This window comes from Micromonospora sp. NPDC049230, from assembly GCF_040647875.1.
Taxonomy (GTDB): Bacteria; Actinomycetota; Actinomycetes; order Mycobacteriales; family Micromonosporaceae; genus Micromonospora.
This window is the reverse complement of the sequence record NZ_JBEZCZ010000010.1, coordinates 117,429-141,486: the sequence shown is the minus strand read 5'-3', so window position 1 is coordinate 141,486 and position 24,058 is coordinate 117,429. Positions and strand designations below refer to the sequence as shown.

General features: G+C 72.5%; 25 protein-coding genes and 1 tRNA gene. 5 read left to right on the top strand and 21 right to left on the bottom strand.

Annotation, left to right across the window (positions count from 1 at the left end):
- Positions 1-60 precede the first annotated feature (60 nt).
- Together AB0A95_RS12210 and AB0A95_RS12205 are read right to left on the bottom strand one after the other, a co-directional pair.
- Positions 61-1,431, bottom strand: coding sequence for a cystathionine beta-synthase (locus AB0A95_RS12210; protein WP_357555719.1), 1,371 nt, complete (start codon positions 1,429-1,431; stop codon positions 61-63).
- Between the two features lie 72 nt (positions 1,432-1,503).
- Positions 1,504-1,860, bottom strand: a complete 357-nt coding sequence (locus AB0A95_RS12205; protein ID WP_357555718.1) for a YkvA family protein — start codon at positions 1,858-1,860, stop codon at positions 1,504-1,506.
- 149 nt (positions 1,861-2,009) lie between these two features.
- Between AB0A95_RS12205 and AB0A95_RS12200 the strand changes: the two genes are divergently transcribed.
- The 3 genes from AB0A95_RS12200 to AB0A95_RS12190 all read left to right on the top strand — a co-directional run bounded on the left by AB0A95_RS12200 (position 2,010) and on the right by AB0A95_RS12190 (position 5,297).
- Positions 2,010-3,059, top strand: a complete 1,050-nt coding sequence (locus tag AB0A95_RS12200; RefSeq protein ID WP_357555717.1) for an SGNH/GDSL hydrolase family protein — start codon at positions 2,010-2,012, stop codon at positions 3,057-3,059.
- Positions 3,056-3,868, top strand: coding sequence for an SGNH/GDSL hydrolase family protein (locus AB0A95_RS12195; RefSeq protein WP_357555716.1), 813 nt, complete (start codon positions 3,056-3,058; stop codon positions 3,866-3,868). The genes AB0A95_RS12200 and AB0A95_RS12195 overlap by 4 nt, the downstream gene beginning before the upstream one ends.
- A 166-nt stretch (positions 3,869-4,034) precedes the next feature.
- On the top strand, positions 4,035-5,297 hold the full coding sequence (locus AB0A95_RS12190) for an acetyl-CoA C-acetyltransferase (RefSeq protein ID WP_357555715.1): 1,263 nt from the start codon (positions 4,035-4,037) through the stop codon (positions 5,295-5,297).
- A gap of 154 nt (positions 5,298-5,451) precedes the next feature.
- On the opposite strand, the gene AB0A95_RS12185 is transcribed toward AB0A95_RS12190, so the two are convergent.
- From AB0A95_RS12185 to AB0A95_RS12170, 4 genes are all read right to left on the bottom strand, one after another.
- Positions 5,452-5,772, bottom strand: coding sequence for a hypothetical protein (locus AB0A95_RS12185; RefSeq protein ID WP_357078948.1), 321 nt, complete (start codon positions 5,770-5,772; stop codon positions 5,452-5,454).
- A gap of 281 nt (positions 5,773-6,053) precedes the next feature.
- Entirely contained in the window at positions 6,054-6,812 is a 759-nt protein-coding gene (locus AB0A95_RS12180) for a Bax inhibitor-1/YccA family protein (protein WP_357555714.1), read from the bottom strand.
- A gap of 151 nt (positions 6,813-6,963) precedes the next feature.
- Complete coding sequence (locus AB0A95_RS12175) at positions 6,964-7,779, bottom strand: Bax inhibitor-1/YccA family protein (RefSeq protein WP_357555713.1); 816 nt, start codon at positions 7,777-7,779, stop codon at positions 6,964-6,966.
- A gap of 108 nt (positions 7,780-7,887) precedes the next feature.
- A tRNA-Leu gene (locus AB0A95_RS12170) sits at positions 7,888-7,968 on the bottom strand.
- Positions 7,969-8,071: 103 nt separating this feature from the next.
- Here AB0A95_RS12170 and AB0A95_RS12165 point away from each other — a divergent pair.
- Entirely contained in the window at positions 8,072-9,931 is a 1,860-nt protein-coding gene (locus tag AB0A95_RS12165) for a hypothetical protein (protein WP_357555712.1), read from the top strand.
- Positions 9,932-10,031: 100 nt separating this feature from the next.
- On the opposite strand, the gene AB0A95_RS12160 is transcribed toward AB0A95_RS12165, so the two are convergent.
- The 13 genes from AB0A95_RS12160 to AB0A95_RS12100 all read right to left on the bottom strand — a co-directional run bounded on the left by AB0A95_RS12160 (position 10,032) and on the right by AB0A95_RS12100 (position 21,962).
- Positions 10,032-11,363: an NAD(P)/FAD-dependent oxidoreductase gene (locus AB0A95_RS12160; protein WP_357555711.1), complete on the bottom strand. Its 1,332-nt coding sequence runs from the start codon at positions 11,361-11,363 to the stop codon at positions 10,032-10,034.
- 102 nt (positions 11,364-11,465) lie between these two features.
- Positions 11,466-12,029, bottom strand: a complete 564-nt coding sequence (locus AB0A95_RS12155; RefSeq protein ID WP_357555710.1) for a hypothetical protein — start codon at positions 12,027-12,029, stop codon at positions 11,466-11,468.
- Positions 12,026-13,468, bottom strand: coding sequence for a DUF58 domain-containing protein (locus AB0A95_RS12150; protein WP_357555709.1), 1,443 nt, complete (start codon positions 13,466-13,468; stop codon positions 12,026-12,028). The genes AB0A95_RS12155 and AB0A95_RS12150 overlap by 4 nt, the downstream gene beginning before the upstream one ends.
- On the bottom strand, positions 13,468-14,475 hold the full coding sequence (locus tag AB0A95_RS12145; protein ID WP_357555708.1) for a MoxR family ATPase: 1,008 nt from the start codon (positions 14,473-14,475) through the stop codon (positions 13,468-13,470). Before AB0A95_RS12145 ends, AB0A95_RS12150 begins: the two co-directional genes overlap by 1 nt.
- A complete protein-coding gene (locus AB0A95_RS12140; RefSeq protein WP_357555707.1) occupies positions 14,475-15,059 on the bottom strand; it encodes a hypothetical protein in 585 nt (194 codons plus the stop codon). The genes AB0A95_RS12145 and AB0A95_RS12140 overlap by 1 nt, the downstream gene beginning before the upstream one ends.
- Positions 15,056-15,838, bottom strand: a complete 783-nt coding sequence (locus tag AB0A95_RS12135) for a DUF4129 domain-containing protein (RefSeq protein ID WP_357555706.1) — start codon at positions 15,836-15,838, stop codon at positions 15,056-15,058. The genes AB0A95_RS12140 and AB0A95_RS12135 overlap by 4 nt, the downstream gene beginning before the upstream one ends.
- 21 nt (positions 15,839-15,859) lie before the next feature.
- A complete protein-coding gene (locus AB0A95_RS12130) occupies positions 15,860-16,573 on the bottom strand; it encodes a uracil-DNA glycosylase (protein ID WP_357555754.1) in 714 nt (237 codons plus the stop codon).
- A 19-nt stretch (positions 16,574-16,592) separates the two neighbouring features.
- Complete coding sequence (locus AB0A95_RS12125) at positions 16,593-17,279, bottom strand: dienelactone hydrolase family protein (RefSeq protein ID WP_357555705.1); 687 nt, start codon at positions 17,277-17,279, stop codon at positions 16,593-16,595.
- Positions 17,280-17,476: 197 nt separating this feature from the next.
- On the bottom strand, positions 17,477-18,331 hold the full coding sequence (locus tag AB0A95_RS12120) for a hypothetical protein (protein WP_357555704.1): 855 nt from the start codon (positions 18,329-18,331) through the stop codon (positions 17,477-17,479).
- Positions 18,332-18,461: 130 nt separating this feature from the next.
- Positions 18,462-19,496 (bottom strand): hypothetical protein, encoded by a 1,035-nt coding sequence (locus AB0A95_RS12115; protein WP_357555703.1) that lies wholly within the window; start codon positions 19,494-19,496, stop codon positions 18,462-18,464.
- Entirely contained in the window at positions 19,493-19,825 is a 333-nt protein-coding gene (locus AB0A95_RS12110) for a PadR family transcriptional regulator (protein WP_357078910.1), read from the bottom strand. Before AB0A95_RS12110 ends, AB0A95_RS12115 begins: the two co-directional genes overlap by 4 nt.
- Positions 19,826-19,975: 150 nt before the next feature.
- On the bottom strand, positions 19,976-20,914 hold the full coding sequence (locus AB0A95_RS12105) for a Ppx/GppA phosphatase family protein (protein ID WP_357555753.1): 939 nt from the start codon (positions 20,912-20,914) through the stop codon (positions 19,976-19,978).
- Positions 20,915-20,966: 52 nt separating this feature from the next.
- Entirely contained in the window at positions 20,967-21,962 is a 996-nt protein-coding gene (locus AB0A95_RS12100; RefSeq protein ID WP_357555702.1) for a helix-turn-helix transcriptional regulator, read from the bottom strand.
- Positions 21,963-22,104: 142 nt separating this feature from the next.
- Between AB0A95_RS12100 and AB0A95_RS12095 the strand changes: the two genes are divergently transcribed.
- Positions 22,105-22,941, top strand: coding sequence for a PHB depolymerase family esterase (locus tag AB0A95_RS12095; RefSeq protein ID WP_357555701.1), 837 nt, complete (start codon positions 22,105-22,107; stop codon positions 22,939-22,941).
- A 1-nt stretch (position 22,942) separates the two neighbouring features.
- On the opposite strand, the gene AB0A95_RS12090 is transcribed toward AB0A95_RS12095, so the two are convergent.
- The gene (locus AB0A95_RS12090) at positions 22,943-23,479 is read right to left on the bottom strand and encodes an amino-acid N-acetyltransferase (protein WP_357555700.1); all 537 of its coding nucleotides are present in this window, start codon (positions 23,477-23,479) and stop codon (positions 22,943-22,945) included.
- Positions 23,476-24,033, bottom strand: a complete 558-nt coding sequence (locus AB0A95_RS12085; RefSeq protein WP_357555752.1) for a DUF501 domain-containing protein — start codon at positions 24,031-24,033, stop codon at positions 23,476-23,478. Before AB0A95_RS12085 ends, AB0A95_RS12090 begins: the two co-directional genes overlap by 4 nt.
- Positions 24,034-24,058 lie beyond the last annotated feature (25 nt).

Below are 24,058 nucleotides of genomic sequence, written 5' to 3'. Positions count from 1 at the left end.
TTGCGCCCCACCACAACTCCATGATCGACACGGGTGGGGGGTGGGGTGGGGTGGGGTGGGTTAGTGGGCTCCTAGGTGGGACAGGAGGTCTTGGCGGGTTAGGACGCCCTTGGGCTTGCCGTCGACCAGGACGAGCGCGGCGTCGGACTTCTCCAGCATGCCGACCGCCTCGCTCACCGGCTGGCCGCCGCCGATCATCGGCAGCGGATCGCCCATGTGCCGCTCGATGGTGTCGTGCAGGTGGGCCTGGCCGGTGAACAGCGCGTCGAGCAGGTCCCGCTCGGCGATCGAGCCGGCCACCTCACCTGTCACCACCGGCGGCTCGGCCTTGAGTACCGGCAACTGCGAGACGCCGTACTCGCGCATGTAGTCGATCGCGTCGCGGACGGTCTCGGTCGGGTGCACGTGCACCAGCTCGGGCAGGCCGCCCGGCTTGCTCGCCAGCGCGTCGGCCACCGTCGGCTCGGCGCCGGAGTTGTCGAGGAAGCCGTACCGGGCCATCCACGAGTCGTTGAAGATCTTGGAAAGGTAGCCCCGACCGCCGTCGGGCAGCAGCACCACCACCACGTCGTCCGGGCCGGCCCGGCGGGCGACCTCCAGCGCGGCGACCACCGCCATCCCGCAGGAGCCGCCGACCAGCAGCCCCTCCTCGCGGGCCAGCCGCCGGGTCATCTCGAAGGACGCCTTGTCGGAGACCTCGACGATCTCGTCGGCGACACCCCTGTCGTACGTCTCCGGCCAGAAGTCCTCGCCGACGCCCTCCACCAGGTACGGACGGCCGGTGCCGCCGGAGTAGACCGAACCCTCCGGGTCGGCGCCGATGATGCGCACCCGACCCTCGGAGGCCTCCTTGAGGTACCGCCCGATGCCGGAGATGGTGCCGCCGGTGCCGACGCCCGTCACGAAGTGGGTGAGCCCGCCCTCGGTCTGCTTCCACAGCTCCGGGCCGGTGGTCTCGTAGTGCGAGCGCGGGTTGGCCGGGTTGCTGTACTGGTTGGGCTTCCAGGCGCCGGGGATCTCCCGGGTCAGCCGGTCGGAGACGTTGTAGTAGGAGCGCGGGTCCTCCGGGGCGACGGCGGTCGGGCACACCACCACCTCGGCGCCGTACGCCCGGAGCACGTCCTGCTTGTCCTGGCTGACCTTGTCCGGGCAGACGAAGACGCACTTGTAGCCCTTGAGCTGGGCCACCAGGGCCAGCCCGACGCCGGTGTTGCCGCTTGTCGGCTCGACGATGGTGCCGCCGGGCTTGAGCAGGCCGGCGGCCTCGGCGTCCTCCACCATCCGCAGGGCGATCCGGTCCTTGACCGAGCCGCCCGGGTTGACGTATTCCACCTTGGCCAGCACTGTGGCCTGGATGCCCTTGGCGACGTTACGCAGACGCACCAGCGGGGTGTTGCCGATCATGTCGACGACGTTGTCGTAGTACTGCACGGTGTGCCCTTCGTTGCGGCACCGGCAACGGCGGCCGGGCAGACGTTTCCTCGTCGCCCAGCGTACGTGTCGTCAGGGCACCAGCCCCCCGGGGATGACGGAGCTGCGCGCCGCCTCCCACTCCAGGAACCGGTCGGTCTCGGCGAGCACACTGCCCGCCAACCACGTGATCATGACCGCGTCGTCGGCCAGCCCGAAGATCGCCAGCGGGATCTCCGGGAGCAGGTCGATGGGCGAGACGATGTACGCCGTCGCCGCCGTCATCAGGGCCAGCCGGAGGCCGCCGTCGTACTCGCCCCTGGTGGTGGCCCGGATCATCCGGGGCAGGGCGGCCAGCCGGGTGCCCAGCGACGGCCCCCCGCGCGCCCCGGCCAGCAGCGCCCGCGCCAGGGCCGTGAACGCCGCGCTGCGCTTCAGTGTCTTCCCCATCGTCGCGCTCCTCTCCGCCGAATCAGCGTGGCGGGTCGGCGCAAATCGGCCGGCCTCTGCGCAGAGATACCCCGCCGCGTCGGTTTCCAGGCACCCGGGTGCCGTCACGACGACAGCGGCGTGTCGGGGCGGCGCGATAATGTCGCGGTATGGGGGTGGCTGATTCCGTCGTACCCGGTGAGCGCTGGCGGCAGACCCGGCGGTTCGTCCGCCTGGCCGCGATCGGGACGGGCGCCACCGCGGCGGCCGCGGTGGCGACCGGCGGGGTGTTGCTCGGTCAGGCCCGACAGGCCCGACGCACCATCCCGATGGCCCAGGCACCGCCACCGCGCTGCGACGGGATCTACGGCGCGAAGTTCCCCGGCCCGGCACTCACCATGGTCGTCCTCGGTGACTCGTCGGCTGCCGGCTACGGGGTGCACCGCCGTCGGGAGACACCCGGCGCGCTGCTCGCCACCGGCCTGTCCCGTCGACTGCACCGGCCCGTGCAGCTACACCGCTTCGCGGTGGTCGGTGCCATCTCCGCGGCGCTTCGCCACCAGGTCGAGGCGGCGCTGGAGTGCCGACCCGACATCGCGGTGATCCTCATCGGCGGCAACGACATCACCAACCGGACCCCGCGCGGGCTGGCGGTGCGTTATCTCGTCGAGGCGGTACGCACGCTGCGCGCCGCCGGGTGCGAGGTGATCGTCGGCACCTGCCCCGACCTGGGGGCGATCCGCCCGATCCAGCCCCCGCTGCGGTGGTTGGCGCACCGGTGGAGCCGCCAACTCGCCGCCGCCCAGACGGTCGCGGTGGTCGAGGCGGGCGGTTGGACGGTCTCCCTCGGTGATCTCCTCGGCCCCCGGTTCGTGGCGGAGCCGACCCGGATGTTCGCCTGGGACCGCTTCCATCCCTCCGCCGAGGGGTACGCGATGGCCGCCGCCGCACTCCTGCCGACGATGCTGTCCGCGCTCGGCGCAGGGCCGGAACGACGGGCCACGCCGACGTGGGGAGAGGGCGTACGGTCGCTGCCGGAGGCCGCGCAGGAGGCGGCCCGGCACGCCGGCACCGAGGTCAGCGGCACCCAGGTCCGGGGCCGTGACCGGGGACCGGCCGGCCGGTGGGCGCAGTTGCGCCGCCGGGCGTTCTTCGGTGTCGGCGCGGTGCCGCAGCACGGGCCCGCCCCGGACACCTCGACAGTGGAGGGACTGGCATGAACGAGCGCAGCGAGCGGGGCGTGATCACCGGCCTCGCCGGCCGGCTGGGTCGGGCGGCGGCGTTCTCGCTGCTCGCCGGCACCGTCGGTGGGGCCGCCGTCCTCGCCGGTCAGGCGTTCGTCGCGCGGCACCGGCGCTACGCCCAACCGGAGCTGGGGTTGGCCCTGCGGGCCACGATCGGCCGGACGGGTGCCCCGCCGCTGCGGCTGGTGCTGCTCGGCGACTCGTCCGCGCTGGGGGTGGGTGTGGACCGCCTCGAGGACACCATCGGCGGACAGTTGGCCCACCTGCTCGCCGAGGGCCCGACCGGTCGACGCGTGCACCTGTCCAGCGTCGGCGTCTCCGGTTCCCGCTCGACCGACCTGGCCACCCAGGTGGCTCGGGCTCTGCTCGGTGAGCGGCCCGACGTGGCGCTGATCCTGATCGGCGCGAACGACGCCACCGGGCTGCGCCGGCCCACGGACGCCTCGGCCTATCTCGCCGCGGCGGTGCACCGGCTACGTGAGGCGCGGGTCGAGGTGGTGGTGGGCACCTGCCCCGACCTCGGCGCGGTGCGTGCCATCGCACCCCCGCTGCGCCAGGTGGTCGGCTGGTCGGGGCGTCGGATGGCCCGCGCGCAGACGGCGGCCGTGCTGGACGCCGGCGGCTCGGTGGTCGACCTCGCCACCGAGACCGGGCCGGTGTTCCGGGCCGACGTGGGGACGCTCTGCCACGACGGCTTCCACCCCTCGGCCGACGGTTACCGGGTGTGGGCGCACGCGTTGCTGCCCGCCATCGCCGCCGCCGCGGCGGCCACGACCCGGCGCTAGGGCGTGTGTCGAGTCCTCGGTCGAGCCGAGGCTGGTCGTCGTCTGGGCCCGCCGCAGGCCGGCCAGGGGCTTTGACCCACGCTCCAGTTCGTCGCCGGTCAGGGGTGACATTTCCCGCCGCGCCGGGTTCTTCCGCGCGATGTTACTGGCGAATTAACGTTGGCTCATGCCGATTGAGTCGTCCCGCGACGCCGTCATCGTCGCCACCGCCCGCTCCCCCATCGGCCGGGCGCACAAGGGGTCCCTGCGCGACGTCCGCTCCGACGACCTCGCCGCGACAATCGTCCAGGCGGCCCTGGACAAGATCCCCCAGCTCGACCCGACCACGATCGACGACCTCTACCTCGGCTGCGGTCTGCCCGGGGGCGAGCAGGGCTTCAACATGGCCCGGGTGGTGTCCACCCTGCTCGGTCTGGACACTGTGCCCGGTGCCACGCTGACCCGTTACTGCGCCTCGTCGTTGCAGACCACCCGGATGGCGATGCACGCGATCCGGGCCGGCGAGGGCGACGTGTTCGTCTCCGCCGGTGTGGAGATGGTTTCCCGCTACGCCCGGGGCAGCTCCGACGGGCTGCCGCCGGAGGCGCAGGCGCTTGTCGGCGGCGGTTGGGAGAACCCGCGCTTCGGGGCGGCCGGCGAGCGCTCGAAGCACCGCGCCCAGGGCGGCACCGAGGTCTGGACCGACCCGCGCGAGGCCGGTGAGCTGCCCGACATCTACCTGACCATGGGGCAGACAGCGGAAAACCTGGCCCAGGTGTACGACGTGACCCGCGCCGACATGGACGAGTTCGGCGTACGCAGCCAGAACCTCGCCGAGAAGGCCATCGCCGACGGCTTCTGGGCGCGGGAGATCACCCCGGTCACCACGCCGGACGGCACCGTGGTGAGCACCGACGACGGGCCCCGCGCCGGTGTCACGCTCGACGCGGTATCCGGCCTGAAGCCGGTGTTCCGCCCGGACGGTCGGATCACCGCTGGCAACTGCTGCCCGCTCAACGACGGCGCGGCCGCCGTGGTGGTGATGAGCGCCCAGCGGGCCGAGGAGTTGGGGCTGACCCCCCTCGCCCGGATCGTCTCGACAGGCGTGACAGCCCTGTCGCCGGAGATCATGGGCCTCGGGCCTGTCGAGGCGTCCCGGCAGGCGCTGCGCCGCGCCGGCATGACCATCGACGACGTCGACCTCGTCGAGATCAACGAGGCGTTCGCCGCGCAGGTCATCCCCTCCTACCGCGAGTTGGGCATCCCGGAGGAGAAGCTGAACGTGATGGGCGGCGCGATCGCGGTCGGCCACCCGTTCGGCATGACCGGCGCCCGGATCACCGGCACCCTGCTCAACGCCCTGGAGTGGCACGACAAGACCATCGGTCTGGAGACCATGTGCGTGGGCGGCGGCCAGGGCATGGCCATGGTGCTCGAACGGCTGAGCTGAGCTGACGCCCGGCCTGCCGCACGCTCGTGGAGTAGGCCACAGAGCGCGCCGCGGGTCGGGGGTGAGCACGCCGCGCGCCGCAGGTCGAGGGTGAGCACGTCGCGGGTCGCGGGTCGCGCGTCGCCGGTCGCCGGTCGCCGGTCGCGGGTGGCCCTCAGAGCACGCCGCGGGTCGCCGTCACCTCGGCGGCGGCCCGCGCCAGCACCTCGTCGTCGGCTCCGGCGGCCACCAGATCGGCCGCCACCACCCGGAGCTGGTCGGGCAGGGCCAGGTCGTTGTCGAGCCGGGGCACCACCCGGCGTGGCTGCCCCTCGGCGTCGGCGGCCAGGTTGGCGACCTCCTGTACCAGACGGTGCACCAGGTCGGCGCGGGGCACGTTGCCGGTGGTCGCGACCGCCGCCCACCGTGGCTGCTGCCAGTGCCCGACCTGACCGACCAGCAACCGCACGGCCTGGTCCAACTCTGCTGCGCTCATCGGCACCGAGTCTACGGCCGGCCGCCGCGTGGCCCGAGATCGACTCGACTTCCTGAAAGTCGCGGCATCACCGCGACCCGGACACCCCGACTTCATGAAAGCCGAGTCGATCATGCCGCCGGGCCCCGCCGTGCCGGGGCAGCCGGGGCCGGGCAGGGCCGGGGCAGGCCGGGGCCGGGCAGGGCCGGGACAGGCCGGGGCCGGGCAGGGCCGGGACAAGGCCGGGGCCGGGCAGGGCCGGGACAAGGCCGGGGCCGGGGCAGGCCGGGCCGGCAGGCCGGTCAGCGGCGTAGGTAGCTGAGCAGCCGGAGCAGCTGCCAGTACAGGAAGACCAGTCCGGTGAGCAGGCCGAACGCGCTCAGCCACGCGTACCGGCGGGGTCGGCCGTCGCGCACCGACCGCTCGACGAGGTCGAAGTCCAGGATGAAGCTGAACGCCCCGGCGATGATGGCCACCACCGAGAAGGCGTACGGAAGCCAGCCCACCTGCCCACTGACGCTGTAGACCTCCAGACCCGGCCGGCCGGAGATCAGGTACGACACCAGGTTGACCACGCTGAGCACGGCGATCCCGAGCAACGTCCCGATCACCAGGCGGGCCAGCCGGGGCGTCGCCCGGATCACCCGGGCCCGGTAGAGCGCCGCCATGCCGAGGAAGACGCCGAACGTGCCCGCCACCGCCTGCACCACGATGCCCGGGTAGACCTGCTCGAACGTGCGGCTCGCCACCCCCAGCAGCAGGCCCTGGAGCACGGCGTAGCCGACGATCGGCACCGGGTTGGTGATGCCCCGCAACGAGATGACCAGGACCAACGCGATCGAGGCGAGCGCGCTGCCGGCCAGCGCGGCGCCAAGCCAGGCCGCGTCGGGGATGACCGCCCAGGTCACCGCCGCGGCCGCGCCGGTGACCAACAGCAGTCCGACGGTACGGGTCACCACGTCGTCGACAGTCATGGGCTCGACGTCGCGGGCACCGAGCACCCGTGCCTCCACCCGGCCGGTCTCGTCCAGCCGGTTGAGCACCGGGTTGTTGCTGCGCACCGCCGCCTCCTTCGCCCGCGTACCCCGCAGGGCAGGTGCCCTCGCAGTCACTCTGCCCCGGGCGGACCGGCGGTGGCGGGGAAACGGCGCTGACGACGGCGCCCGCCCCCACCGAAGTGGGAGCGGGCGCCGGTCGGCGGTGCGGACGAGGTCAGTCGTCGCCCTGGAAGTAGCTCAGCAGGCGCAGGATCTCGATGTAGAGCCAGACCAGGCTGACCAGGATGCCGAACGCGGCAGTCCAGGAGTAGCGCTGCGGCAGGCCCATCCGGACGCCGTCCTCGATCTCCTTGAAGCTGAGCACGAAGCTCAGCGAGGCGACCACGATGCAGACCAGGCTGAAGCCGATGGCCAGCGGGCTGCCGTCGCGCAGGCCGGTGTTGACGCCGAACAGCGCCAGCACCAGGTTGATCAGCATGACCGCGAAGAGGCCGGTCATCACCGCGATCATGCCCTTGACGAAGACCGGGGTGGCCCGGATGACCTTCGCCCGGTAGAGCATCGCCATCAGGAAGAAGATGCCGAAACTGGCGGCGGCGGCCTGGAGCACGATGCCGTCGTAGGCCGTCTCGAACGCCTTGCTGATCATGCCGACGAGGACACCCTCGACCACCGCGTACGCGATGACGAGCGCCGGGTTGGCCATCCGGGAGAACGAGATGATCAGGCCGAGCACCAGGGTGACCACCAGCGCGCCGATCCAGGCGGTGCCGACCAGCGAGTCGGGCACGAGCACCCAGGCTGCCGCGGCGGTGATGCCGAGGATGCCGAGGAGAGCGACCGTCTTGACGACGACATCGTCGACAGTCATCGGCGCCACGGTGGGCGGCGCGGCCGGGTAACCGGCCTGGGACGGGTACTGCTGGGGAATGCCGGGCTGTCCGTACGGCCCGGCCGGGGCGTACCCGGCGGAGCGCTCCCGCTCGGCCGCCTGGCCGAGCCGGGCGAGCACCGGGTTCGAGGTCTTCACTGTCTGGCCTCCCTCAGGGGGTCGTTTGCACGTGGAACGTGCCCCTCAAGAGTAAACGGCGCAGCCAAGTCCTGGTGATCGCGAATGAGAACGCGTCGAGCTGATGGGTGCCCGGGGCGGGGGTCGAACCCGCACGCCTTGCGGCAGCCGCTTTTAAGGCGGCCGTGTCTGCCTTTCCACCACCCGGGCGGGTGGCACCGGCGCGCGCCGACACGCACGGTGCAGTGTCACCGTAGCGGGTTAGCGGCGACGCGACGTACCCAGCAGGGCTTGCCAGATTAGGGTCGAGGCCGTGAGCAGCGCAGCCCCCACGGCCCCCGACTCCGCCCCTGAGCAGGCCCTCCGCCTCGCTGGTCGGGTCGACCGTCGGCTCCGGATCGCGCGGCTGCTGGCCGCCGTCAACCGGAACCGTACGGATCTGCTCGTCGCTCTGGTCTACGTGGTGCTCGCCGGCTGGCTCACCCACGGACTGTGGCTCGATCCGGCCGGCCGCACCCTGGCGCTCAATCCGGAGGACCAGACCCTCTACGAGTGGTTCCTGGCGGTCGACGCCCGCGCGTTGCTCGGCGACTTCCACCTGCTCACCGACCGACTCAACGCGCCCGGCGGCGTCAACCTGATGGCCAACACCACGGTGATCGCGCTCGGCGTCGCCGTCGCGCCGGTCACCCTGCTGCTGGGCGCACCGGTCAGCTTCGCGCTGCTCGCCGCCGCCAACCTCGCCGGCACCGCTCTCGCCTGGTACCTGCTGTTCCGCCGGACGCTGCGTGCCCGCCGGCTCGCTGCCGCGCTCGGCGGCGGGCTGTGCGGGTTCGGTCCCGGCATGGTCTCGCAGACCAACAGCCACCTGCACATGACCGCCCAGTGGCTGGTGCCGGTGATCGTCTGGCTGGTGGTTCGCCTGCTGCGGGCAGCCGACCCGGGCCCTCCGGCACCTGACGAGAGCGGTCTGGCCCGACCCGTCGGGCCGGACCGCCGACGGATGTTCACCTCGGCGGTGGGGCTGGCCGCCGCGGTCAGCGCGCAGGTCTTCATCGGCGAGGAGGTGCTGTTCCTCACCGCGCTCACGCTGCTGCTGATGGCGATCGGCTACGCCGTGACGGACCGGGAGCTGGCTCGGCGCGCACTACCCGGCTTCGCCGGTGGGCTGGCGATCGCCGCCGGGCTCGCCCTGCTGGTGCTCGCCTATCCGTTGTGGTTCCAGTTCGCCGGGCCGCGAGGTGTTGCCGACGGGTTGTTCAGGCCGGCGAACTTCTCCGCCGACCTGAGCAGTTGGTGGGCGGTTTCCCCACTGTCGGTGGCCGGGAGCGTCGAGTCCGCCCGGCTGACCACCGGTCCGGCCGAGTACAACACCTTCCTCGGCTGGCCCCTCCTGCTGGCCGCCGTGGCGTGCGCGGTCTGGGTCGGGCGACGCCGGCTGGTCTTCGCCTGCGTGGTGGCGGGCCTGGTGATGGGCACGCTCTCGCTCGGCCCCGAGGTGGTGCTCGGCGGCACCCGGACGGCGCTTCCCGGCCCGTACGCCCTGATCGGCGGGCTGCCGGTGGTGGACGGCGCGTTGCCGATGCGGTTCGCGCTGGCGGTGCTGCCGATCGTCGCGACGCTGCTGGTGCTGGCGGTCGACCGGGCCCTGCGTGGCACCGGTCGGGCGCGGCGGCTGGTGCCGCTGGCCGTCGGCGCGGCGCTGCTGCCGATCTTTCCGACTCCCCTGCCGACGATCGGACGGCCCGCCGTGCCGGAGTTCGTCACCGGCGGGCACTGGCGGCAGTGCGTACGCCCCGGCGGGGTGTTGGTTCCGGTGCCGCTGCCCACGCCCAGGGAACCCGGGCCGATGCGCTGGGCGACCGCCGCCAACGCCGCCTTCGGTCTGCCCGAGGGGTTCTTCATCGGCCCGTACGGTCGGGGCGGCACCGCGGCGATGGGCACGTTCAAGCAGCCCACCTCGGCTCTGCTGGCGGAGGTGGCCCGGCGCGGCGACCAGCCGGCGATCGGCGACGAGCAACGCCGGCAGGCCGTCCGGGACGCGGACTTCTGGGGTGCCTCCTGCGTGGCACTCGCCGATGACGCCCCGCACGCCGAGAGCCTGCGGAACACCCTGGAGCAGCTCTACGGCCCCGCGACACGGGTGGCCGACGTGTGGATCTGGCGCGTCTAAACCCCGTCGATCTTGCACTTACCGCCCGGACGAGACACACCAAGAGGTGCGTTACGGCAACAGAAAGTGCAAGATCGACGGGGTCAGTGGGCGGGGTAGGTCAGACGCGCGGGGCGCCGACCGGTTGGGATGCCTCGACGAACTCCTCGCGCGGGTCGTGCAGCTGCCCCAGGGCGACCACCTCACGCTTGAGGAAGAACGCCAACGACCAGTCCACCACGACCCGGACCTTGCGGTTGAACGACGGGATCCGGCTCATGTGGTACGTCCGGTGCATGACCCAGGCCGGCCATCCGGTCATCTTGATCCCGTAGACCTGGGCGACGCCCTTATGCAGGCCGAGGCTCGCGACGCTGCCGACGTGCTTGTGCTTGTAGTCGACAGGCTCGCGGCCACGGATCACGGCCACGATGTTGTCGGCCATCCGGGCGGCCTGACGCACCGCGTGCTGCGCGCTCGGCGAGCAGAAGTTACCCGGCTCCTTGGTGAGGTCCGGCACGGCGGCGCAGTCACCGGCGCTCCACGCGCCCTCGACCAGCCGGTCGCCGTCGACCACCTGGAGGGTGGGCAGGCAGGTGATCCGCCGACGGTCGTCGCGCGGGAAGTCCGTCGCGTCCAGCATCGGCGACGGCTTCACGCCGGCCGTCCAGACGATCGTGTCGGACCGGAAGCTGTCACCGTCGGAGAGCTTGACCAACCCGTCGACGCAGGACTCAAGCCGGGTGTCCAGCCGGATGTCCATGTTGCGCTTCATCAACTGCTGAACGGTGTAGGCGCCCATGTCCCGGTCGACCTCGGGCAACACCCGCTGGGTCGCCTCGACCAGCACCCAGCGCACCTCGTCCTGCTTCAGCTCCGGGTAGTAGCGCAGGGCGTCGCGAGCCATGTCCTCCATCTCGGCGAGCGCCTCGATGCCGGCGTACCCACCGCCGACGAAGGTGAAGGTGAGCGCGGAACGGCGGACCTCCGGGTCCGGCGTGGCGGCCGCCACGTCGAGCCGGTCCAGCACATGGTTGCGCAGGTAGATCGCCTCGCCGATGGTCTTGAACCCGATGCCCTGCTCGTGCAGGCCGGGAATCGGCAGGGTGCGGGAGACCGACCCCGGGGCGACGATCACGTGGTCGTACGGGATCTCCCGGGCCGGGCCGCTGATCGGCTGGACGGTGGCCACCTTGCGGTCGTGCTCGATCCGCGTGACAGTGCCCGCCACCATCTTGCACCGCCGCAACTCGCGGCGCAGCGGCACCACGGAGTGCCGTGGGGAGATGTTGCCCGCCGCGGCCTCGGGCAGGAACGGCTGATAGGTCATGTGTGGCTGGGGATCCACCACCATGACCTCAGCCTCACGGGAGCTGAGCTTCTTCGACAGGCGCAGCGCCGCGTAGAGACCGACGTGCCCGGCACCAACCACAAGGATCCGCTTCGGATTCACGTTGACTATCTTTCCCCGGCCGGCTCGGGTAATGCCGCTCGCGCCCCCCATCTGTGACGGAGCACAACCCATGTGACCTGCGTAACCCTCGTGTCCCAGCGGTCACCGGCGCCGCAGGAGCCAGCCCAGCAACCCTGCTGTCCCCACCGCCACCACCAGCCCCAGCAGTGTCACCCACTGGTAGCCGCTGTCCCCACCCATGCCGGCGGCCTGTAACAACAGCACGCCCAGCACCGCGCTGCCCAGCAGGACGGCAGCCGCCCGCAACAACCACCTGGTGATCAGCTCGGGATCCACCACCGCGTCGTAGGGCAGCAGTGCGGCGAGCGCGCAGAGGGTGTGCCCCAGGTAGAGCAGGGCGGCGACGGCGAGGAGCCGCCAGAGGGCGACCGGACGGCCGTACCCGTCGGTGGCGAGCAACCAACCGCCGACGGTGACCAGAGCCGTGAAGGTCGCCCAGATCCGGCGCGGACCGAAGGCGGGCAACAGCGCGGCAGCCGACAGAAACAGGAGCGGCCGGCCGGACAGCACCTCGGCGGGAAAGGCCAGGGCGAACCCGGCAAACACGATGACGAAGATTCCGACCCGGACCAGCATCGGGGCGACGCTGACGCGGGCCACGGCGTTCTTGGCGGCCCGAGCCCGCCCGGTCACCACGTCGATCATCTGCCACCAACCCTCGGAGCGGTCGCCAACCGGGCCACGTCCCGCAACACCAGGTCCAGGCTGCCGGCACCGGCCCAGCGCACCACAGGTACGCCGTGCTCCCGGAGCTGCCCGATCATGACGTCCCGATCCAGGCGCCACAGCCGGTACGCCACCTCGGCCCAGCCCCGATCCTTCGGCGACGGCAGATCGGTCGGCAGTGTGTCGACGGCCACCACGAACCGCCCGGCGCGGGCCAGCCGGGCGAGCATCTGCGCCGACCGTTCGTCCAGCAGCGGGGTCAGCACCACCACCAACGCGTCCGAGGAGAGCAGTTGCGGGCCGAAGACCTGGTCGTACGGCTCGTGCGAGGACGGGTGGACCCGGACGTCGAGCAGCCACTCCAGGACGGTCAGGTACTGCCGACGCCCGGCGGCCGGACGCAGCCGGCGAGCGGCCGGCCCGTACTCCAGCAGCGACACCCGGTCGCCGCGGTGCAGGTAGTGCTCGGCGATCGCGGCAGTGGCCCGGACTGTGGTGTCCAGCACCGAGGCCGCGCCGCTCACCCCGCCGGAACGGCCGGCCTCGGCGAGCACGTCGAGCAGCAGCACCACCTCGGCGTCGCGGTCGGAGAGCGTGGCGGCCACGTGCAGCTGCCGGGCCCGCAACGACACCCGCCAGTCGATGCGACGCAGCCGGTCCCCGGGGCCGAAGCGCCGTACGCCGGCCAACTCGCCGCCCTCGCCGGGCCGGCGGGAGTGGTGCGCTCCGACCAGACCGGCGGCGCGGGGCATCGCCTCGACCGCCTCGAACGGCTCGGTACGCGGGTAGACCCGCACCCGAACCGGCTCGGTGATCACCGCCCGGGAGACCAGCAGGCCGCCCGCCGTGGCGACCCGGGCGCCGGCCGGGCCCACCGGATGCCGGCCCCAGCGCAGGGCGTTGCCGGCCAGTTCGAGGTCCACCACGGCGCCGGTGGGCACCGACGTCACGAACGGCCGGTCGGCGACGGAACGACCCGTGCTGTCGGCCGGAGCCGTCGCGCCTGTCGCCGCAGTGGTGCTCGGCGGCACCTCCTCGGCGGCCTCGTTGCGGGCGAAGCCGGCCCGGACGATGCGCAGCCACGGCGACACGCGGGAACGCACCACCACCAGGTCGTAGTCGACAGTGTCCGGGTTGCCGACGCTCACCGCCGCCGTCACGTCGCCGCCCTCGACAAGCGGCTCGCCCGCACCCTGGCTGACCCAGACCTGCGGCAGCGCGGTGGGCCGCCGGCGCAGCGCGTACGCGGTGCCCAGCGCCAACGGGGCGGCCAGCACGATCAAGTCGACCCGGCCCAGCAGCACCCCTGCCACCAGCAGGAGGCCGGCGAGCAGCACCGCCCGGCCGAGCGCCCGGGTGGGTGCCCAGCCGGCAGCCGGTTCCGGCTCGGTGGCCTTCGGCACTGTCGGTCCGGTCATCAGTGCCGAGGCCCGCCCGCTGCGTAGCTGGGCAGCGCGCCACTCGCCGGGACGGGGGTGGACTCCAGCACCTCACCGACCACGAACGCCGGGTCGACCCGGCGCAACCACATCTCCGGGCGCAGGGTGATCCGGTGGGCCAGGGCGGGGGCCGCCACCTCCTTGACGTCCTCCGGCACCACGTAGTCCCGGCCGCCGAACACCGCGCGGACCCGGGCCAGCAGCAGGAGCGCCAGCGAGCCACGCGGTGAGGCGCCGACAAGCACCGACGGGTGCTCACGGGTGGCCGCGGTGAGGGAGACGATGTAGCGGCCGATGGAGTCCTCCACCACCACGTCCTCCAGAGCCGCCTGCATGGCCCGCAGCGTGGCCGCGTCGACCACGGCGTTGATGTCCGCCTCCTCGCGGCGACGACCCATCCGGCGGCGGAGCACCTCCCACTCCTCCTCGTGCTGCGGATAACCGAAGGAGACCCGCAGCAGGAACCGGTCCAGCTGTGCCTCGGGCAGCGGGTACGTGCCCTCGTACTCGATGGGGTTGGCGGTGGCCAACACGTGGAACGGTTCGTCCAACTTGTAGGTCACCCCCTCCACCGAGACCTGCTTCTCCTGCATCGCCTCCAGCAGCGCGGACTGGGTCTTCGGCGGCGTCCGGTTGATCTCGTCGGCAAGCAGCAGGTTGGTGAAGACCGGCCCGGCCCGGAAGGTGAAGTCGCCGTTGCGCTGGTCGTAGAGGAAAGAGCCGGTGACGTCGGCCGGGAGCAGGTCGGGGGTGAACTGCAACCGGCGGAAGTCCAGGCCCAACGCCTGGGCGAACGAGCGTGCGGTGAGCGTCTTACCCAGCCCCGGCAGATCTTCGAGCAACACGTGACCGCCCGCCAGGATGCCGGCGAGGACCAGCTCCAAGGCGTCCCGCTTGCCGACCACGACGGTGCCGACCGCGTCCAGGACCGCCCGAGCCAGGTGACCAACCTCGGCGGGGGCAATGCTCCGGTCCACGTCGTTCATCAGATTTTCTCCAGTTCGGCGACGATCACCGCGAGGTCGCGCGGCGACGGGGTGCGGTGAGGCGGGGTCTCCAGGAACGTCCACAGTCGGTCACCCAGCAGGACACGGGCGCGGGCTGGGTCCGACTCACGGGTGACGCCGTGCTTCAGGCGCATCCGCTCGTCGGCCAGTTCGCCGATCCGGGGCAGGACCACCCCGGTGAAACGTTCGGGTCGGGTCATGGACCAGTCCAGAGGCCATTCCCAGCGGTTGATCGCGGTGCGTAGCGCGTCCCGGGCGCCCCAGTTGTAGCTGCCGTCGTCGTCACCCGTCCCGGCCCGGCCACCCGCCGGCGACGGAGGCGGCGGTGCGAGCAGGGCGGTGACCTTGCGGATCGCCAGCACGGCGAGCACCCCGGCGATGAGCACCGGCAGCGAGACCTGGAGGCCGACCGCGCGGAGGCCGACGAGCAGCACCGCGACCACCGCGGCGGCCAACGCGACAGCGCGCACCACCGGGCCGGTCCGGGAACGGGGCTCCTGCGGGTCTCTCGGCGCCGCCTCCTCCTCGAACGCGAGCAGGTCGTCGATGCTGGTGCTGCTCATGGGGTCACCACAGTAAGCTCGCCGCGCAGCCGGCGAAGTGCGGCGCGGGCCTGGTCGCGGGTGCGTTCGTCGACCGGTCGGGTCGCGTAGCGGGCCTCCCGGTAGACGTGCGCGAACTCGGCAAGCACGTCGGCGCTGACGATCGCCGGAACACCGGCCGCCGGGTCACCGCGCAGCAGCCGGCTGACCAGGTCGGTAGGGGTGTCCCCGGCGAGCCGTGGCACGCCGGCAGCGGCCGCGGCCTCCTCCAGGCGCACCCAGCAGGCGATCACCGCCACCCGGGGATCGGTGTCCCGGTCGTCGAGTTCCACAAGGCCGGCGTCGAGGGCGGCGGCCACCTCGCGGGCGGTGCCCTCGGCGGTACGCCGGGCCCGCTGCGCCGGCAGCGCCCGGGTGGTGCGGCGCAGTGCGCCCCGGATCAGCACCCAGGTCAGGTAACCGAGGGCGGCGAGGAGGGCCAACCCGAGCAGGATCGTCGCCGCCCTGGCGACCCACTCCGGGATGTGCGCCTGGGTGGCCTCACCGGCGTCACGCGGCTCGACCCGAATGGACGGCGACGGTTCGGCGGTCGGGTACTCGGGCACCCACGGAACGTTCTCCGCGGCCGGCGGGATCCGGCTCGCCCCGATCGACGAGTGGGCGGACGCCAACGCGGCACCGGCGAGCAGTGCGGCGATCGCGGCGACCGGCCACCACCGGCGAAGCAGGCCGAGCGCCGGGCGCAACACCCCCGGCTCGGCGGCCGCGAACGGCGTGGGTGGCTGTGTCCGGTCTGTCATCGCCACCGCCCCACGCGTGTCTCAGTCCACCCCGGCCAGCTGCTTAGCCTGGCCGAAGACGTCGTCCAGCATCCCTGGTGTCAGCCGCCCGGTGAAGGTGTTCTGCTGGCTGACGTGGTAGCAGCCCAGCAAGTCCGGAGCGTCCGTGCCGGACCAGTGTGCCCCATGACCGAACGCCGGTCGCGGGCTGGGCGGGCGCTGCCCGTACACCTGGCGAAGCACCGGCCACCACGCGGCCCAGGCGAACGCGCCAAGCGCGACGACGACGCGCAGCGTGGGCCGGATGAGCGTGACCTCCCGGTGCAGCCAGGGTGCGCAGGTGTCCCGTTCCGGTGGGGTCGGCTTGTTGTCCGGCGGCGCACACCGCACGGCCGAGAAGATCCGCAGGTCCCGCAGGGCGAGCCCGTCGTCAGCGGCGACACTTGTCGGCTGGTTGGCCAGCCCGGCCCGGTGCAGCGCGGCGAACAACACGTCACCGGACCGGTCACCGGTGAAGATCCGGCCCGTGCGGTTGCCGCCGTGCGCGGCGGGCGCCAGCCCGAGAATGGCGATCCGGGCGTCGCCGGTGCCGAAGCCCGGCACCGGTCGACCCCAGTACTCCTGGTCGCGGAAGGCGGCCCGGCGGGTGCGGGCCACCTCCTCCCGCCACTGGACCAGGCGGGGGCAGGCGAAACAGTCGCTCACCGCCGCGTCCAGGTCGGCCAGGTCGGTCGCCCGCGCCGCGCGGGCGACCACCTGCTCGGGGGTACGCGACTCAGCCAAGCTTGGCCCGGAAGAGTTCCAGGGTGCGGGCCCAGGCGCTGGACGCGGCGCGCTGGTCGAACGCCTCCGGACGGTCGTCGTTGAAGAAGGCGTGCGAGGTGCCCGGGTAGTCGTAGAGGTGGCAGTCGCCGCCGGCCTCCTCGATGCCCCGGCGGGCGGTCTGCACGCCCTCGGTGGCCGAGGTGCCGTCCTCCTCGGAGCAGTGGATGACAGCGGCCTTGCCGGCGTAGTCGGCCCAGTCCGGGCGCATCGACTCCCAGGGCAGCACGGGATAGAAGCCGACGGTGGCGACGATCCGCTCGGAGATGGTGGCCGACCAGAGGGCGAGGCTGCCACCCGCGCAGAAGCCCACCGCGCCGACCTTGCCGGTGACCTCCGGCCGCCCGGCGAGATAGTCGGCCGCGCCGGCGATGTCCTTCGCGGCCTCGTCCATCCGCATCGCCATCAGCAACCGCTGCGCCTCGTCCGGCTCGCTTGTCGTCTCACCGTGGTAGAAGTCCGGGGCGAGGGCGACGAACCCGGCCTCGGCGAACCGCTCCGCTACCGACCGGATGTGCGGAACCAGGCCCCACCACTCCTGGATGACGATGACGGCGGGGCTGGCCATGCCACTGGCGGGTATCGCGAGATACCCCTCGCTCGTGCCCCCGTTGCTGCGGTAGGTCACCATTTCGCCCATGGGCCGTCCTCCTAGCGGTCAGTCATCGTTGGCTGGTCGCCCAGTGGTCCTAGTGCCGGTAGCCTGCCATGCCGCGCCGCCGCCGGGAAGACGCCGGAACAGTGGCATTCACCTCCCGTTTGCCGGCCGATGACTCCGGGTACGCCGACGGCGGCGGGTAGGCTCCCGCCGCCGTCGATGCTGACCTCAGGCCGCGGTCAGGCCTTCTTGGTCAGGCAGAGCACGTAGCCCGTCTTGCCGGGCTTGATGCTGGAGTAGATGTACCCCTCCTCGGCCGGCTTGAAGAACTGCTCGCAGGCGGTGGGGGCCTTGGCCTGGGCCTCGGTCTGGTTGTCGACCCGACCGACCACGTTGTACGCCGCCTCGGTGGAGGTGCACGCGACGATCCTGGCGTTCGTGACCTTCTCCTGCTTGGTGCCGGTGACCTCGGGCAGCTTGGCGATGCAGTCACCGGCCTTGGCGTCCGCCGTCTCGTCCCTGTTGACCAGGTTGCCGACCGCCGAGATGACACCGAACTTCAGGCCGGCGACGACGAGTACCGCGAGGATCGCGCCCACGATGCCGAGGGCCTTCAACGCACCGGACTTCTTCGCCTCCGGCTCGCCCGCCTCCGACTCGGTCGACTCCGACCCGCCCGCCTCCGGCCCGGTCGGCTCCGACCCGGCCGACTCCAACCCGGACGCACGCGGCTCGGTCGACGCCGGCTCGGTCGACTCCGACTCTGACTCGGCCGGACGCGGCGCGACCAACTCCGACTCCGACCCGGCCGGACGCGGCTCGGCCGATGCCGGCTCGGTCGACTCCGGCCCGGTCGACTCCGGCCCGGACGCACGCGACTCGGTCGCCTCCGGCTTCGACTTCGAGTCCGGCTCCGGCTCGCTTGGACGCGGCTTGGTCAGCTCCGGCCCTGCCGACTTCGGCTCGGCGGGACGCGGCACCCCCGCCTGCGGCTCGGCCGACTGGGGCGTCTCGACGGCCGGCTCCGGCGTCGCGTTGGCCGGCTCGGCTGGTGCACCATCGGAGGCGGGGGGCGTTGCGACCTGCTCTGGCACGGGGGTTCCTTCCGAGGGGTGGATGAGCAGACGACACCGTAACGATCATTGATTTCCGGTGTCGTCCCGCCCGCCTCGTCCGTTCAGTTATTTCCCACCCTGGCCCGCATGATCCAGTTCACACCGTTACTCAGCTCGTCGGGGTGGGGCTCGGCGTGCCGGCCGGCGTCGCGGTCGGGTCCGCCGAGGGCTCGTCGGTCGCCGTTCCGCCCGCCGTCGGCGTGCTGGTCGGCCCGGCCGGCGGGGTGCTGGTCGGCTCCGCCGGTGGCGAGCTGAGCGCGGGTGGCGTCAGGATGGGGTTGGACCCGACCGGAGCGCGAGGGCCGAAGGGTGCCCGGCCCACGCAGTACGGGTACGGCCGCAGCAGCGGGGCACCGTAATCGTTCACCGGACCCTCGCAGTCCGGGTAGCCGAGGCGGATCGGATTGCCGTCCTGGTCGAAGAGCCGGGCGTTCTCCACCAGCCGGCCCTCACTGTCGTAGACGAAGACGTCCCGGACCCGGCTGTACTGGCTGTCGACAGAGGTCTGGTCGTAGTAGTAGTCGTTGGCGTGCCGACCCTCGGCGTCGACAAGCCCGACGAGCGCGAAGACCACAAGCACCGCGCCGCCCACCTGCACGGCCGAGCGTGGCCAGCGGGTCAGCTGGGCCGACCGGCGACCGAGCCAGATCGAGGCGAGGACGAAGCCGACCAGCATGATCAGGCCGGCCAGCAGCTCACCACCGAAGCGGGGCAGCAGACCAAAGCTGCCGTCGGTGCTGATCACGGTGACAAGCATCGCCGCCAGGTAGCCGCGCAGCACCCACCAGCCGGGGCGCAGGAGGCGGAGGAAGTCGCTGGCGTGCGCGTACCCCAGGGGTGGGCCGAGCCGGGCGTCGATCGCGCTCAGCCGGCCGCGGGCCTGGACCAGCGCGGCGGCGACCCGCTGGTCGAGATTGCGCCCACCGCCGCCCGGCGCGGCACCGGCCGCGGCGCGCAGCTCGGCCGCGTACGTCTCGGGCTCGCCCAGCCGCTCGACGAGGGTGCCCTCGGCCTCGGCGGCGACCTCGGTGAGGTGGTCGGCGAGGTCCTCGGTCAGCTCGTCGCGTTGCGTGGTCGGCAGGTCGGCCAGAGCGGCCCGGACCCGCGCCACGTAGTCGGTGATCTCCTGCTCCGTGACGGTCATGCCGCCAACCCCCGATCGTCGAGCAGAGTGTCCATTGTGGTGGCGAACGAGCGCCAGAGCTTGCCGGAGCGGGTCAACTGGTCACGCCCCGCGGCGTTGAGTGAGTAGTACTTGCGGTGCGGCCCGGATTCGCTCGGCACCACGTAGGTGGTCAGCAGGCCGGCGGCGAAGAGGCGGCGCAGCGTCCCGTAGACCGAGGCGTCTCCGACCTCTTCCAGGCCGGCCTCGCGCAACCGGCGCAGGATGTCGTAACCGTAACCGTCCTCCTCCCGGAGCACGGCCAGGACGGCCATGTCGAGCACGCCCTTCAGCAACTGTGTGGTGTCCACGCAATGCACACTACTGTGCATTGCGAAGTACCGTCAATGATCTCGCCCCCGACACGAGCGCGAGCACACCCGCCCGTGATCGACTCGGCTTTCAGGAAGTCGGGGCGTCCCGGCGACCCGGACACCGCGACTTTCAGGATGACGAGTCGATCAAGCGGCTGGCTGGAGACTCCAGGCGATGCCGTCGAGGATGTCGTGCTCCGAGGCGACCACCGATGGCATCCCGGCCCGCTCCATGATCACGCGGAGCACGAGGGCACCCGCGCCGATCACGTCGGCTCGGCCCGGGTGCATCACCGGGATCGCCAACCGCTGCGCACGGGTCTGGCCCAACAGGTCCGCTGTCACCCGGACGACCGCCTCGTACGGCACGCGGGCGTGGTGGATGCGCTCCGGGTCGTACTCCCGCAGGCCCTGCGCGATGGCCACCACCGTGGTGACCGACCCGGCGAGGCCGACAAGGGTGGCCGCCTCGCGACCGGGCACCACGGCGAGCGCCCGGTCCACCGCGGCCGCGATGTCGGCCTGCGCCGCAGCGACCTGCTCGGGCGTCGGCGGGTCGCCGGGCAGGTGCCGCTCGGTCATCCGGACGCAGCCGATGTCCACCGAGATCGCCGCGCGCACCCCGTCGGCCCGGTCACCGACCACGAACTCGGTCGAGCCGCCGCCGATGTCGACGACCAGGAACGGCTCCTGCGCGTCGGCCGGTAGGCCGCGCACCGCCCCGGTGAACGACAGCCGGGCCTCCTCGTCGCCGGTGACGACCTCGGGCGCGACGCCGAGGGTGCTGCGCACCATCTCGGTGAAGTCGTCGGCGTTGGCGGCATCCCGGGAGGCCGAGGTGGCACACATCCGAACCCGCTGTGCGCCAAACTTCTCGATGTCCGCCGCGTACGACGACAGCGCCACCCGGGTTCGTTCGATCGCCTCCGGCGCCAACCGGCCGGTGCGGTCCACACCCTGGCCGAGCCGGACGATCTCCATCCGCCGGGTCAGGTCGACGAGCGGCGCCGGCGACCCGGTGGACTCCTCGGGCAGGTCGGCGACCAGCAGTCGGATCGAGTTGGTCCCGCAGTCGATGGCCGCCACACGCGTCGTCACGGCAGCAACCATACGGCAGGACGGGCCGGCACCCCGCCGCCTAGCCGGCGGCCGAGTCGCCGGGTGAGCCTCTCGACAACTGGGCGCCGAGCGCGGTCAGGTGATGCCGAACCGCCCCGCCGTCCCGCTCGCTGGCCACCAGGCCGGCCGAGCGCAGCGCGGTGGCGTGCTCCGAGGCCGAGGACAGGCTGATCCCGACGGCGCGGGACAGCACCGTGGTGGTCAACCCGCCCTCGGCCGCCAGCCGACGCAGCACCAGCGCCCGGGTGACGCCGAGCAGCCGGCCGAGGGAGTCACCCCCGGCGCTGATCCCGAGCGCGGGCATCACCGTCGGATAGACGAGCAGGATCGGCTGGTCGGGCTGCACCAGCACCCGGGGGCGGGGTCCGGCCAGCGGGGAGGGCAGCAGGATCAGCCCGTGGCCGGTGCCGGGCAGCTCCCCACTCCACCACGTCCGTACCTCCAGCACCGGCTCCCGCCACCGGATCGCCGGGTGCAGCCCCGCGAGGAGGCCGTCCAGGCCATGGTGCGCCAGCCGTTGGCTGGCACAGGTCACCTGCTGGCGGTACGCGGGCGTCAGGTCCGGCCAGAGCGGTGCCAGGACCGCGTCGAACCAGGTGCGGACGGCCCCGCCGAACAGGCCCAACACCTCCGGGTCGGCAGCCGCGAACCGCCGCCGCAGCGGGGAGCTGGCCACGTGCGCGTACGCCTCGGTGGTCTCGACGCGGATCCGCTGTGCGGGGGTGGCCCGGATCGCCTCCAGGCCGGCCTCGACCGACTCCAGGCCGGACAGTGGGGTGACGAAATCCGGCAGTCGCCCCCGGGCGGGCAGCAGGTGTCGCAGCGTCGCGGTGGCGGCCTGTGCGTCGCCAGTGCTCTGCACCGTCGCCGCCCGCTCGGCAAGTGTCGGTGCCATCGCCGCGACCGTCGGGTCCCGCAGCCACTGACCGGCCAGCAGCGCGGTGCCGACCGGGTGCAGCCGATCGGCGAACCGCACCCGGCAGAGGTCGGCCGGCCCGAGCTGGAGACGAAGCATGAGGGACAGCCTGCCTCCCTTCGCCCAGGGCCGAAAGGGTTGATCCGTGGGCAGGCCGCCTCCAGCATGGAGCGCAGGTCTACGGGGGGTGGCCGAAGTGCGACGAATGATGGCGGCGTTAACGGGGCTCTGCCTCATTGTCATGGTTGCGGCTTGCGGTGAGCGGGGGCGGCCCGCGCCGGCCCCGCCCTCCGCGTCCAGCGAACCACTGACCGCGGGCAACCACGACCTCACCCTCAGCCACAACGGCCAGGACCGCACCTACCTGCTGCACGCACCATCCGGGTACGACCCGAGCCGGTCGCCCGCGCTGGTCATCGCCCTGCACTTCTATCCCGGAAGCGCCACCGGCGTGCAGGAGCTGGCCGGCCTGGACGCGAAAGCCGACAAGGACAACGTGCTGGTCGCGTACCCCGACGGGGTGGACGGCGGCTACAACGCGCTGGTCTGCTGCGGCAGCGCGGACGACGTCGGCTTCCTCACCGCCCTCACCGACCACCTGGTGCGGACCTGGCACGCGGACCCGAACCGGGTCTTCCTCACCGGCATCTCGAACGGCGGCGACATGAGCTTCCGGGCGGCGGTGGAGAGCACCGGCACGTTCGCCGCGATCGGGGTGGTCAGCGGTGGGTACAGCGGCAAGCTGACCACGGCCGAGAGTTACGTGCCGAAGAGCCCGGTCTCCGTGATCACCTTCATCGGCGGCCAGGACCAGTACGCTTCGACGTTCCAGACCGGCATCAAGACCTGGCAGCAGCGGCTCTCCTGCCGGCCGAGCCCGAAGGCGTCCGGGGTGCCGGGCGTGACGCACACGGTGGCGAGCTGCGCGGACGGCAGCGAGGTAAGCGTCTACACCCTGCCCGAGATGGGCCACAGTTGGCCGGGGGCGACGATCGGGGCGCTCGCCGCCTCCTCCGCGGGCCTGTCGGCCACCGACCTGATCTGGGAGTTCTTCGCCGCGCACCCCCGCGGGGCCTGACCTACAGGCGCAGCAGCATCCGGGTGTTGCCCAACGTGTTCGGCTTGACCCGCTCCAGGTCCAGGAACTCCGCGACACCCTCGTCGTACGAGCGCAGCAACTGCTCGTACACCGGTTGTGGCACCGGTGCGCCGTCGATCTCCTGAAAACCGAACGCGCCGAAGAACCGCGTCTCGAAGGTGAGCACGAAGATCCGGGCCACCCCCAGCTCCCGGGCCGCGTCGATCAGCTCCCCCACCAGCCGATGCCCGATCCGCCGGCCCCGACAGACCGGATCCACAGCGACAGTGCGGATCTCGGCCAGGTCCTCCCACATGACGTGCAGCGCGCCGCAGCCCACCACCGTCCCGTCGGAGGGGTGGACCGCCACCCGGAACTCCTGCACCTGCTCGTAGAGGGTGACTGTCGCCTTGCTCAGCAACCGCCGGTCGTTGGTGTAGGTGTCGACGAGCCGCCGGATGCCCCGCACGTCCCCGGTGCGGGCCCGCCGCACGACGATCTGACTCTCGGGTGCCGAGGACCCGGCCGACGCGCTCACTCGCCCGCCGGGACGTCCACGCACGGACCGGCCGCCCACCAGGGCTCGACCAGCTCCAACGTCTCGTCGCCGAACGGGTTGACCCCGGGGCCTGCGCCCAGCGCGTGCCCCAGGTGCACGTGCAGACACTTCACCCGGCCCGGCATCCCGCCGGCCGAGATACCGGCGATCTCCGGCACCTCGCCGATGGCCTCACGGCGGGCGAGGTAGTCCTCGTGCGCGGCACGGTAGTGAGCGGCCAACTCGGGATCCGTCGTCAGCCGGTCCGCCATGTCCTTCATCAACCCCGCCGACTCCAGCCGGCTGCACGCCGCCGTGGCCCGGGGGCAGGTCAGGTAGTAGAGCGTCGGGAACGGCGTGCCGTCGGCGAGGCGGGGAGTCGTCTCCACCACGTCCGGCAGCCCGCACGGGCAGCGGTGGGCCACCGCCCGGGTGCCCCGGGGCGTGCGGCCGAGCTGCGCGGCCACTGCGGCCAGGTCGGCCTCGGTGGCCGGCTCGCGCTGCGGCGGAGGTACGGAATCCGCCGCCGGCTTCGACGGTGGTACGACAGTCACGGTGCCCATCTCTTCCTGGTGCGCT

What these genes read in the sequence shown, in the direction of transcription:
- AB0A95_RS12205 (WP_357555718.1), bottom strand. Translation starts at nt 1,860, where the DNA reads ATGGGGAAGACACTGAAGCGCAGCGCGGCGTTCACGGCCCTGGCGCGG.
- AB0A95_RS12200 (WP_357555717.1), top strand. Translation starts at nt 2,010, where the DNA reads ATGGGGGTGGCTGATTCCGTCGTACCCGGTGAGCGCTGGCGGCAGACC.
- AB0A95_RS12195 (WP_357555716.1), top strand. Translation starts at nt 3,056, where the DNA reads ATGAACGAGCGCAGCGAGCGGGGCGTGATCACCGGCCTCGCCGGCCGG.
- AB0A95_RS12190 (WP_357555715.1), top strand. Translation starts at nt 4,035, where the DNA reads ATGCCGATTGAGTCGTCCCGCGACGCCGTCATCGTCGCCACCGCCCGC.
- AB0A95_RS12185 (WP_357078948.1), bottom strand. Translation starts at nt 5,772, where the DNA reads ATGAGCGCAGCAGAGTTGGACCAGGCCGTGCGGTTGCTGGTCGGTCAG.
- AB0A95_RS12155 (WP_357555710.1), bottom strand. Translation starts at nt 12,029, where the DNA reads ATGATCGACGTGGTGACCGGGCGGGCTCGGGCCGCCAAGAACGCCGTG.
- AB0A95_RS12150 (WP_357555709.1), bottom strand. Translation starts at nt 13,468, where the DNA reads ATGACCGGACCGACAGTGCCGAAGGCCACCGAGCCGGAACCGGCTGCC.
- AB0A95_RS12145 (WP_357555708.1), bottom strand. Translation starts at nt 14,475, where the DNA reads ATGAACGACGTGGACCGGAGCATTGCCCCCGCCGAGGTTGGTCACCTG.
- AB0A95_RS12140 (WP_357555707.1), bottom strand. Translation starts at nt 15,059, where the DNA reads ATGAGCAGCACCAGCATCGACGACCTGCTCGCGTTCGAGGAGGAGGCG.
- AB0A95_RS12135 (WP_357555706.1), bottom strand. Translation starts at nt 15,838, where the DNA reads ATGACAGACCGGACACAGCCACCCACGCCGTTCGCGGCCGCCGAGCCG.
- AB0A95_RS12125 (WP_357555705.1), bottom strand. Translation starts at nt 17,279, where the DNA reads ATGGGCGAAATGGTGACCTACCGCAGCAACGGGGGCACGAGCGAGGGG.
- AB0A95_RS12115 (WP_357555703.1), bottom strand. Translation starts at nt 19,496, where the DNA reads ATGACCGTCACGGAGCAGGAGATCACCGACTACGTGGCGCGGGTCCGG.
- AB0A95_RS12100 (WP_357555702.1), bottom strand. Translation starts at nt 21,962, where the DNA reads ATGCTTCGTCTCCAGCTCGGGCCGGCCGACCTCTGCCGGGTGCGGTTC.
- AB0A95_RS12095 (WP_357555701.1), top strand. Translation starts at nt 22,105, where the DNA reads ATGGTTGCGGCTTGCGGTGAGCGGGGGCGGCCCGCGCCGGCCCCGCCC.